The sequence below is a fragment of the Pseudoalteromonas sp. SG44-17 genome, assembly GCF_014164235.1.
Taxonomy (GTDB): Bacteria; Pseudomonadota; Gammaproteobacteria; order Enterobacterales; family Alteromonadaceae; genus Pseudoalteromonas; species Pseudoalteromonas rhizosphaerae.
Window position 1 is genome coordinate 21,270 of sequence record NZ_JACJEV010000045.1, and the last position, 9,883, is coordinate 31,152.

Consider the following 9,883-nt stretch of genomic DNA (forward strand, 5'->3'; position numbering starts at 1 on the left):
GAAACATGGCATTTACAGATTTTTATCGACTCAGCGCCCATGGGGTGATCACTAATGCCAGCGGGGAGGTTTTGCTGCTAAAGGCAAGCTATGGTGAGCTAAGCTGGGGATTACCTGGTGGCGCCTTAGATGTCGGTGAAACTGTACATCAAGCACTCATACGCGAATGCCAAGAAGAGCTCGGCTGTGAAGTGAAAATTGAACACTTAACCGGTATTTATTATCACAAAGCGTTTAATTCTCATGCTTTTATTTTTAGAGTTAGTTTGTTAAGAGATGCTGTGATCACGCTCAGCGATGAACACTTAGCACATCGTTATTATAAATTGTCGGAGCTTTCCAAGGTTCAACAACATAGAGTCGCAGCCTGTTTAAATTATACCGGTACAGTTGATAGTGCTGCATTTTAATTTAGCTTAAACGATCACTATCATTAATAGGAAAACGAGATATGAATACGCAACGTTTAATTCTTCGCCATGGCCAGCTAAGTGATGCGTCGTTTATCTTGAGTTTATTAAATCAGCCGAGTTTTTATCGTTATATTGCTGATAAAGGCATTTATACCAAACAACAAGCCGAAGATTATTTACAAAAAACCTTTATTGATAGCCACCAACAGCAAGGTTTTGGACCTTATATTGTGGCAAATAAACAAGGCATTGCCATGGGCATGGTGGGCTTGTTCCAACGAGAAGCACTAGCAGTGCGTATGAAGCGGCTGCAAAACTATTACACGCGTATCAAGGTAAGTTCAGCTACATTGCCGCGATAGCCGATGCTGACAATACCGCTTCGCATGGGTTATTAAATAAACTCGGGTTTGGGTATATAGGCAAAGCAGTGCTTAATAATGATGGCACTGCTTTAGTGGTGTCTATTCTTGAATAAGAACGCTCAGGGTGGTTGCTACCTGTTGATTAATATTCTGCCAGTTTTGCTCTAAGCTTTCGACAAGGCCTTCGTAATCATCACCAGTTAAAGGGTTAACCTCACTAAAATAATGAATTGCTTTTAAAGAGCGGCCACTTTCAAACGACGTATAATACAGGCGCCACAAACCAGAAATATCCGCATTACCTTGGTTATCACCATTGAAATGATGTAGCTCATATTCTAATTCATAATAACTTTGCTGATCTTTGTCTGTTATAACAGGTAATCCTTTGACCACCATCCAGTTATCAAGCGTGGTAAATAATGTTTGATGGGCGCTTGCTGTTAGCATTTGATCTGGCGCTTCACTCCATAAGTGATAATTAGCAGCATTGACCTGATTATTATCCATTTTCATTGCAATACCACGGTTATTTAATGCGCCTCGTAAACTTACTGTATTGATCCGTAATTGAGCTGATGTGTCAGTGCTACTGCGCTGCATTGGTTTAATACTTTGCTCAAACTGGTAGTATTTAACGGGTGCATTAAGTGATTGGCTACAACCTGATAATAATAGCACCCCAATAACAGCAAAAATTTGTATACGTAAAAATGTCCGCATTATTGTTTCCTCGGCGTTGGATCGGCAGGCAATGATTTATCAAAAATAAACATATTTGGTTGCTCATTTAAGCCACGCGAGAGTGGCTGTAGCTCTTCACTTAAACGCTTAAACTCTGAGAGTGTTTGTTGTAATTGCTGATGAAATGAGGAGCCTTGTTGATAACTGGCCATGGTTTTTTCAAACTGTTTCATGGTGACATCAAATTGCTGCATACTTTTTGTCATTTCAGCAAAATTACGATTAATATCACCGGGTAAATTTTGGGTATCTTGTTTACTTAACAATGTACGCATTTCATTCGCCAGCGCTTGGTAATCAGCAAACGCGGAATCAATTTGCGCTAAGCTGTCTTCAATTTTTAAATTATTTACTTTATTTAATACGTCAGACACTTGATCTGCTAATACGGTAATGCCACTGGAGACACTCGGAAATACTTGATATTGAGACAGTGTTTCTAACTTAGCAGCTGGGGCATCGTGGTAGATATCAAAATCGACATACACAGCGCCAGTAAGCAAATTGCCTGGTTTTAAAGAAGCGCGCATGCCATTTTTGATCCAACCATCAACACTGCTTTGCCAAAATTGTTTGGCTGAGGCATTGTCATGGTAAATACGGCCATACTCTATTTTTATTAAAGCGGGCACTGCAGTATTATCAGTTCTAAAGTGTGCGGGTTTGCCATCGATCATCACATTCGCAGGTGCTTCTACAACAGTACCTACGCGCATGCCACGATATTCAACCGGTGCGCCGGCACGTAAACCTCGAATAGACTGCTCAAACTCAATTAGGTAATAATCAAAATTATAAAAGCGTTCCTCAAGAGCATCTTTGTAACTATTACTAAGCGAAAAGCTATGACCTTCTTGAGCAAAATCACCCGGCGATTGTTGTTCAGGCAAACCAACCGAGATCCCTCCTTTTAATAACCTGCTTAATGAACCTGTTTTTACATTAATGCCATCGGCAGATAAATCAATTTCAACACCCGTATTGACCCAGAAAATAGAATTTAAGGTGATCAGGTTTTGATAAGGTTCGTTGATGAAAATACCATACTTCATCGCTTGATTCTTCCAATCAAATGTCGCTGTTTCAACTTGACCAATTTTATAATTCTTAAAAAATATACCGGTGCCGACATCCATAACCTCAGCATCATAGCTGAGTAATGAAAAGCGACCGCCTTTGACATCTTTATCAATCAGCGCTGGCTCTTCTTGTAATTTAAAATGCTCTTTTGTTTTACTACTTTCACCTGGTGAAAATTCTAAATATACACCAGATAGTAACGTGCTCATACCGCTGATACCCGTTTCATCAATACGTGGTTTTACTACCCAGATGTTGGCGTCTTCCGTGAGTAAGCCATCATAATGTTTATCAATTTGAGCTCGAGCAATCACACTGTTTTTAGTATCAGAGAGGCGAACGTGATCAATTTGGCCGATTTTCACACTACGTACTTTTATTTCAGTCTTGCCTGCCACTATACCCTCAGCATGAGGCATTGAAATATAAATGGTTGCGCCTTTATTAGCTTGGTATTGGTAAAGCATCCACACACCAACGAGCAAAGCTATAACCGGTATGATCCAAATCGCAGAAATAATAGGTTCTTTTTTTATATTAGCCGTTTCACTCATGCTGTTTCTCTAATTTATGGTCTTTTTATCATTGTTTGGCGAATCCCATAATAGCCGAGGGTCAAACGCGTGTGCTGCAAGCATTTGGCAAATCACCATGATAGTAAAAAATACAGTGCCTAAACCTGGCGTTACTGACATTAAATTTCCTAATTGCACTAAGGCTACTAGAATCGCGACAACAAATACATCGATCATAGACCACTTACCAATAAACTCGGTTAATTGATAGACTTTCGTATAGCCTTTTGTCTGGCCGTTAGCGGGTTTGCTAACCAAAAAGCATAAAAATGTTAAAATGAGCGCTTTAGCTAATGGTACTACTACACTCGCTAAAAAAATGATTAATGCAATAGGGTATGAGCCAGCTTGCCACAGTGTTATTACCCCACCAATTAATGTTGAGGGGGATTCATCCCCCAAACTAGTGGTGTACATTATTGGCAATAAATTTGCCGGAATATAACAGGCAATTGAAGTTATTAACCATGCCGTTGCTTTTTGTACGCTGTGGGGGTTTCTGATATGGGTTTTGCTATTACAGCGAGAACAGTATTCGCTATCGCTTAGTTGATGGCAGACATGACAGGCTCGAATGTTACTATCTATGGCACGATAAGAAAGTTTTGCGGCTGCAATTTCAGCCTGAGGCTGTACTTGATCCCATAATCGAGCACGATTTAAGTGTGCTAATGAGCCAATATAGAAGAGTACAAACGCGGCATAGGCCCAAAAACTAACGCCAAAGCTGACTTCCGCTAGCGACATTATTTTTACCATGCTGACCAATACACCGATTAAAAATATTTCTGACATTATCCATGGCTCTAGCGCTAAGGTGAATTTGAGTAAGCGTCTGGCAATCGTTTGTGGAAGTACTTTAAGTAAGCCTAAATGCAGTGGGATCAAAATAGTGAGTAATGCCATTGGTAAACCAATAATACTAACATCAATAAAAATGCCTAATAAATCGCTGTCGTAATTAAACAAAATACGAGCGGCATCGGGCAAGGTAATCGTCTGTGTAATGCCATTACTACTAAATGAGATAAATGGATAAAACATACTGCTTAGCAGCATGAGTAAAGCACTAATACTGAGTGCTACAATACGGCTGTCATAATTTATATTTGCTGCGCATAGTTTACTGTGACAATGTGGACAGACAGCCATTTGTTTTGCAACTATGTGCGGGATATCAATAATCAAGTCACAATTAGGGCAGGCAGTTTGCAAATTAATAACCACTTAGAAGTATCTTAGATCAAGTTTGCATCAATTATATGCTAAATACAAATGCGAAATTGGTTTAACTAGGCTAGCCTAATAAGAAAGTTGTCATGTAATTTTACAGTTGCTAAAAAGCATCTATCTGTGGGTGGTGAATGAAGTATTTTATAGTGTTTTTTTTTGTTTTATATAGCACTTTTGCATTGAGTTTAGCTGCGCCAAAATCTAGCGACATTATTACCGTTGCGGTAAGCCCTTCTTTGCCTCCTTACGTCTTTAGTGAGGATGATACCGGCTTGCAGTTGCAGATTTTAAAATCTGCGTTTAAAGATCAAGGTATAACAAATCTAGATATAGTCTATATGTCTAATAAACGTGCAGGGCAATCCTTAGAACAAATGAAGGTCGATATTGCGATGAATTATGCGGGGCTCACCACTTCTGCGATTTATCCAAGCCAAAGCTTATTGGCGTATCAAAATGTGGCAATTAGCTTACGTAAAAATAATTTTAAAATTAATACTGTCTATGATCTACTGGGGAAAAGTGTTGTTGCCTTTCAAAACGCCACCGAATTTCTGCCGCCGCCATTTAAAGCATTAACGACTAAATTAAGCGCTTATGAAGAAGTCGTATACCAAGCTGCGCAAGTGGATCATCTAATGAAAGAGTGGGTTGATGTGGTGGTACTAGAAAAACGGGTGTTTTTATATTATCTACAGCAATATAAAGAATCGCACCCAATCAAGCCTATTACTGTACACCCGATATTTCCTGAGGCTCCTCGACCAGCCTATTTTAACAGTAAAGTGTTACAAGAGATTTTTGATATGGGACTTGCCCATATCATTGAAAATGGGCAATACAGTAAAATAATGGCTTTTGATGGCAGTGATTATGCTCAGGTTGTAGAACCAAGCTCAATCAAATAATGCTACGGTTTGGCGGGTAAGCGCAAGCAATTCGCCGGATTGTGACCAAATACAACCATCCTCTAAACCATAGCCATCTTTACAGTGATGAGTTTCTGCTTCAAATCCAAGCCACTCATCGGCTGCCAACTGCGGTGTTTTTACAAACTCTAAATACCACGACATACTGCTGGCGGGCGCTGGTTGGTTAAACATTTGTAATAAAGTAGGCGGCCATGCATCCGTTAAGGCAATAATATGTGCTTCACTAAGTTCTGCTGGCGATTGTTTTAACTTCATCCATCCGCCTAAATGCGACGTTTGGGCTGCTGAAAACGGCATTCCACCTTGCTGAGGGCAAAGCGCGACGTGTTGGAAAAATTCCGGCATGGCACCTGATTTAAATGGCAGTGTGTAACGTTCGTTAACCGGTTTTAGGCTCATTGTTTTTGTCACTGGTACTTCAATGGCTGAATCTCGCGATTTTGCAAAACACGCTTGTACGACCACGCTTACTTGGCCGTCCTGCAACGCTTTTGCCAGTACTTGTGTGCTACTTTTTCCTTCCCGTAAAATTTCAACTGAGAGGGAAAAATCAGTATCTGCTAACAAAGGACCTACAAAATTTGTACTAATAGACAACAAACGACGACTTGGTTCTATTTGTTGACGCATTGCCTGATACAGTAGTGAGGCTGATAAACCGCCAAAAGCAGTTCGACCTTGACACCAGTTTGCAGGAAATTGCATCGTTGCGTGAGCTTGTTCAGAATGGGGCAGCTGGCCTATGAGTGCCGCTTGCTTTAATAGTTGATCAAAATGCATGGTGATCCTTTGAGACATTTTTTAATTATTAGTGATTTTATAACACATAAAAACTCATCAGACCAGATTGTGAAATGGCCCCTAATGATGCAAAAAAAGACAATCCACACATTAATTAGGGTTATTTGCAAAATAAATTACAAAAAAGCACTTTTTTTTCATTTTTACAGTTGAATTAAGTTTGTGGCATCCCTATCTACTAGTCATCGAACGTATTAATGAATTTTGAAGTTGGAGATATTTCATGGGTAAAATTATCGGAATCGACTTAGGTACTACTAACTCTTGTGTTGCAGTACTTGATGGTGGCAAAGCACGTGTTATTGAAAACGCGGAAGGCGATCGCACCACTCCGTCTATTATAGCTTACACGCAAGACGGAGAAACTTTAGTAGGTCAATCTGCTAAACGTCAAGCGGTTACTAATCCGACAAACACATTATTTGCAATTAAGCGTTTAATTGGTCGTCGCTTTGAAGACGAAGAAGTACAACGTGATATCGGCATCATGCCTTTTAAAATTATCAAAGCAGATAATGGTGATGCATGGGTTGAAGCGGGCGGCGAAAAACGCGCTGCACCACAAATCTCAGCTGAAGTTTTGAAAAAAATGAAAAAAACAGCTGAAGACTTTTTAGGTGAAGCAGTAACTGAAGCGGTTATTACAGTACCTGCTTACTTTAACGATTCACAACGTCAAGCTACTAAAGATGCTGGGCGTATTGCAGGTCTTGAAGTTAAACGTATCATCAATGAGCCAACTGCTGCTGCCCTTGCTTATGGCATGGACAAAAACAAAGGCGAAAACGTTGTTGCAGTATATGACTTAGGTGGTGGTACTTTCGATTTATCAATCATTGAAATTGATGAAGTTGAAGGTGAGCACACATTTGAAGTACTTGCTACAAATGGTGACACTCACTTAGGTGGTGAAGATTTCGATAACCGCGTAATCAACTATTTAGTTGCTGAATTCAAAAAAGATCAAGGTTTAGACTTAAAAACTGATCCACTTGCAATGCAACGTGTTAAAGAAGCAGCTGAAAAAGCAAAAATTGAATTATCATCTGCACAATCTACAGAAGTAAATCTTCCGTACGTAACTGCTGATGCAACTGGTCCTAAGCACATGAACGTGAAACTAACACGCGCTAAGCTTGAGTCACTAGTTGAAGATTTAGTAATGAAGTCACTAGAGCCATTAAAACGTGCCCTTGCTGATGCTGATTTATCAGTAAGCGACATTGACGATATCATCCTTGTTGGTGGTCAAACACGTATGCCTTTAGTACAAAAAACAGTTGCTGATTTCTTCGGTAAAGAGCCACGTAAAGATGTTAACCCTGATGAAGCAGTAGCCGTAGGCGCAGCGATTCAAGGTGGTGTACTAGCTGGTGATGTGAAAGATGTACTATTACTAGATGTTTCGCCATTATCTCTAGGTATCGAGACTATGGGCTCTGTAATGACGGCGTTAATTGAGAAAAATACGACTATTCCAACGAAGAAATCGCAAACATTCTCAACTGCTGAAGATAACCAAGCTGCGGTAACTATTCACGTATTACAAGGTGAGCGTAAACGTGCTAGCGACAACAAGTCACTAGGTCAATTTAACCTAGAAGGTATTCGTCCAGCACAACGTGGTACACCACAAATCGAAGTTACTTTTGATGTGGACGCTGATGGTATCTTACATGTATCGGCAAAAGATAAAGATACAGGTAAAGAGCAAAAAATCACCATTCAAGCATCTTCAGGCTTAAGCGATGAAGAAGTTGAAAAAATGGTTCGTGATGCCGAAGCACACGCAGAAGACGATAAAAAGTTTGAAGAGCTAGTTGCAGCTCGTAACCAAGCTGATGCATTAGTGCATGGTACGCGTAAGCAAATCGAAGAAGCGGGTGATGCATTACCAAGCGAAGACAAAGAAGCGATTGAAGCGGCTGTTGTTGAGCTAGAAGCTGCGATTAAGAGTGACAAAAAAGACGAGATTGAAGCAAAAACTCAAGCGCTTGCTGAAAAGTCACAAAAGTTAATGGAAATCGCACAAGCTAAAGCACAACAAGGTGGTGACGCCGGTGCCGAGCAGCAACAATCTGCGAAGAAAGATGACGACGTAGTGGATGCTGAGTTCGAAGAAGTTAAAGACGACAAGTAATTGTTGTTAGCGCTTCGCCTAACTGAAAACACGATGACTGATATCGCAATTTAAGTTAGGATGAACAACTAAGGCGCGCGGGCTAAAGCTTGACGCGCCTTTTGCATGTAAATTAGATGATAAATCGATACGATTTATCGATTTATCCGCAGCAATGCTGCAGTAAGAAAAGAGTAGTGTGATAGATATGTCAAAACGCGATTATTATGAAGTCCTTGGAGTGGCAAAAGACGCCAGCGAAAGAGACGTAAAAAAAGCGTATAAACGCTTAGCGATGAAATATCATCCAGATCGTACCGCAGGCGATAAAGAACTTGAAACTAAATTCAAGGAAGTAAAAGAAGCTTACGAGATCCTCACTGACAGTCAAAAACGTCAAATGTATGATCAATACGGCCATGCTGCGTTTGAACAAGGCGGTGGCGGTGGTGGTCATGGCGGCTTTGGTGGCGGTCATGGTGACTTTGGTGATGTATTTGGTGACGTGTTCGGTGATATTTTTGGAGGCGGTGGTGGCCGTCGTCAATCGCGTCAGCAACGAGGTTCAGACCTACGTTACAACATGGACTTAAGCTTAGAAGAAGCGGTTCGTGGTAAAGAAGTAGAAATTAAAGTACCTACGTGGGTAAGCTGTGAGCCATGTGACGGCAGCGGTGCAAAAGCGGGTTCTAAACCGAAAACATGTACGACTTGTCATGGTGCAGGCCAAGTGCAAATGCGCCAAGGTTTTTTTGCTGTGCAACAAACCTGTCCAACCTGTCAGGGCACTGGTCAGATAATTTCTGATCCATGTAATAGCTGTCATGGTCAAGGCCGTGTGGAAAAAACCAAAACATTATCGGTTAAAATCCCAGCCGGGGTTGATACTGGCGACCGCATTCGTTTATCTGGCGAAGGTGAAGCAGGGGTACATGGTGCACCCGCTGGTGACTTGTATGTGCAAGTATCGGTACGTGAACACCGTATCTTTGAGCGTGATGGTAATAACCTATATTGTGAAGTGCCGATTGGGTTTACAACGGCTGCTCTTGGTGGCGAAATTGAAGTACCGACTTTAGATGGTCGTGCTAAATTGAAGATCCCAGCTGAGAGTCAAACGGGCAAAATGTTCCGTATGCGCGGTAAAGGTGTTAAGTCTGTCCGTAGTGGCGCAGTTGGTGACTTGATCTGTAAAGTGGTAATAGAAACACCCGTTAAGTTAAATGAACGCCAACGCGAGTTATTGCAAGAGCTTGAGCAAAGCATGGGTAAGGATGGTTCTAAAAACCGTCCAAAAGAAAAAGGCTTTTTTGATGGTGTAAAAAAGTTCTTTGATGATTTAACTAAGTAATCACTCATTACTTATAAAATGGCGCTAATTAGCGCCATTTTTTATTGGCTAACAAAAGCTTATTAATCTGAACTCTGGTTAAGAGATTGACCCTCAAGAGTTCAGGTTTTTATTTGGCTACAGCTTTGCTGAAAACCACGCAGTAATACCAATCGACTTAAATATTTAACCATTCTAGCGAGCTAAATAAAGCGCTAACTGCGTTATAATTTTTTCAAGTAGAACAACTACATGTCAAAATTTACGCCTTGTTATCACTGTATTTATCTG

Annotated in this window: 9 protein-coding genes; 5 read left to right on the forward strand and 4 right to left on the reverse strand. The window is 40.6% G+C overall.

Going from position 1 to position 9,883, the window contains the following annotated elements:
• Positions 1–5 precede the first annotated feature (5 nt).
• Positions 6–410, forward strand: a complete 405-nt coding sequence (locus tag H5182_RS20280; protein ID WP_182732504.1) for an NUDIX hydrolase — start codon at positions 6–8, stop codon at positions 408–410.
• A gap of 41 nt (positions 411–451) precedes the next feature.
• On the forward strand, positions 452–775 hold the full coding sequence (locus H5182_RS20285) for a GNAT family N-acetyltransferase (RefSeq protein WP_182760520.1): 324 nt from the start codon (positions 452–454) through the stop codon (positions 773–775).
• Positions 776–877: 102 nt separating this feature from the next.
• Here the strand turns inward: H5182_RS20285 and H5182_RS20290 are convergent, their stop codons facing one another.
• The 3 genes from H5182_RS20290 to H5182_RS20300 are packed head-to-tail and all read right to left on the reverse strand — an operon-like array spanning position 878 to position 4,392.
• Positions 878–1,501 (reverse strand): membrane integrity-associated transporter subunit PqiC, encoded by a 624-nt coding sequence (locus H5182_RS20290; RefSeq protein WP_182760521.1) that lies wholly within the window; start codon positions 1,499–1,501, stop codon positions 878–880.
• Complete coding sequence (pqiB, locus tag H5182_RS20295; protein WP_182734109.1) at positions 1,501–3,156, reverse strand: intermembrane transport protein PqiB; 1,656 nt, start codon at positions 3,154–3,156, stop codon at positions 1,501–1,503. Before pqiB ends, H5182_RS20290 begins: the two co-directional genes overlap by 1 nt.
• Positions 3,157–3,165: 9 nt before the next feature.
• Entirely contained in the window at positions 3,166–4,392 is a 1,227-nt protein-coding gene (locus H5182_RS20300; protein ID WP_149980384.1) for a paraquat-inducible protein A, read from the reverse strand.
• A gap of 149 nt (positions 4,393–4,541) precedes the next feature.
• Here H5182_RS20300 and H5182_RS20305 point away from each other — a divergent pair, with 149 nt between their 5' ends.
• Positions 4,542–5,318 carry an ABC transporter substrate-binding protein gene (locus H5182_RS20305; RefSeq protein ID WP_145236099.1) on the forward strand — a complete coding sequence of 259 codons (777 nt, stop codon included), beginning with the start codon at positions 4,542–4,544 and terminating at the stop codon, positions 5,316–5,318.
• Here the strand turns inward: H5182_RS20305 and H5182_RS20310 are convergent.
• The gene (locus H5182_RS20310) at positions 5,307–6,122 is read right to left on the reverse strand and encodes a thioesterase family protein (protein ID WP_145236096.1); all 816 of its coding nucleotides are present in this window, start codon (positions 6,120–6,122) and stop codon (positions 5,307–5,309) included. The genes H5182_RS20305 and H5182_RS20310 overlap by 12 nt on opposite strands.
• 244 nt (positions 6,123–6,366) lie before the next feature.
• Between H5182_RS20310 and dnaK the strand changes: the two genes are divergently transcribed.
• A complete protein-coding gene (dnaK, locus tag H5182_RS20315) occupies positions 6,367–8,283 on the forward strand; it encodes a molecular chaperone DnaK (protein ID WP_182732509.1) in 1,917 nt (638 codons plus the stop codon).
• Between the two features lie 187 nt (positions 8,284–8,470).
• Entirely contained in the window at positions 8,471–9,613 is a 1,143-nt protein-coding gene (gene dnaJ, locus H5182_RS20320) for a molecular chaperone DnaJ (RefSeq protein WP_145236090.1), read from the forward strand.
• The last annotated feature ends 270 nt before the right edge of the window (positions 9,614–9,883 follow it).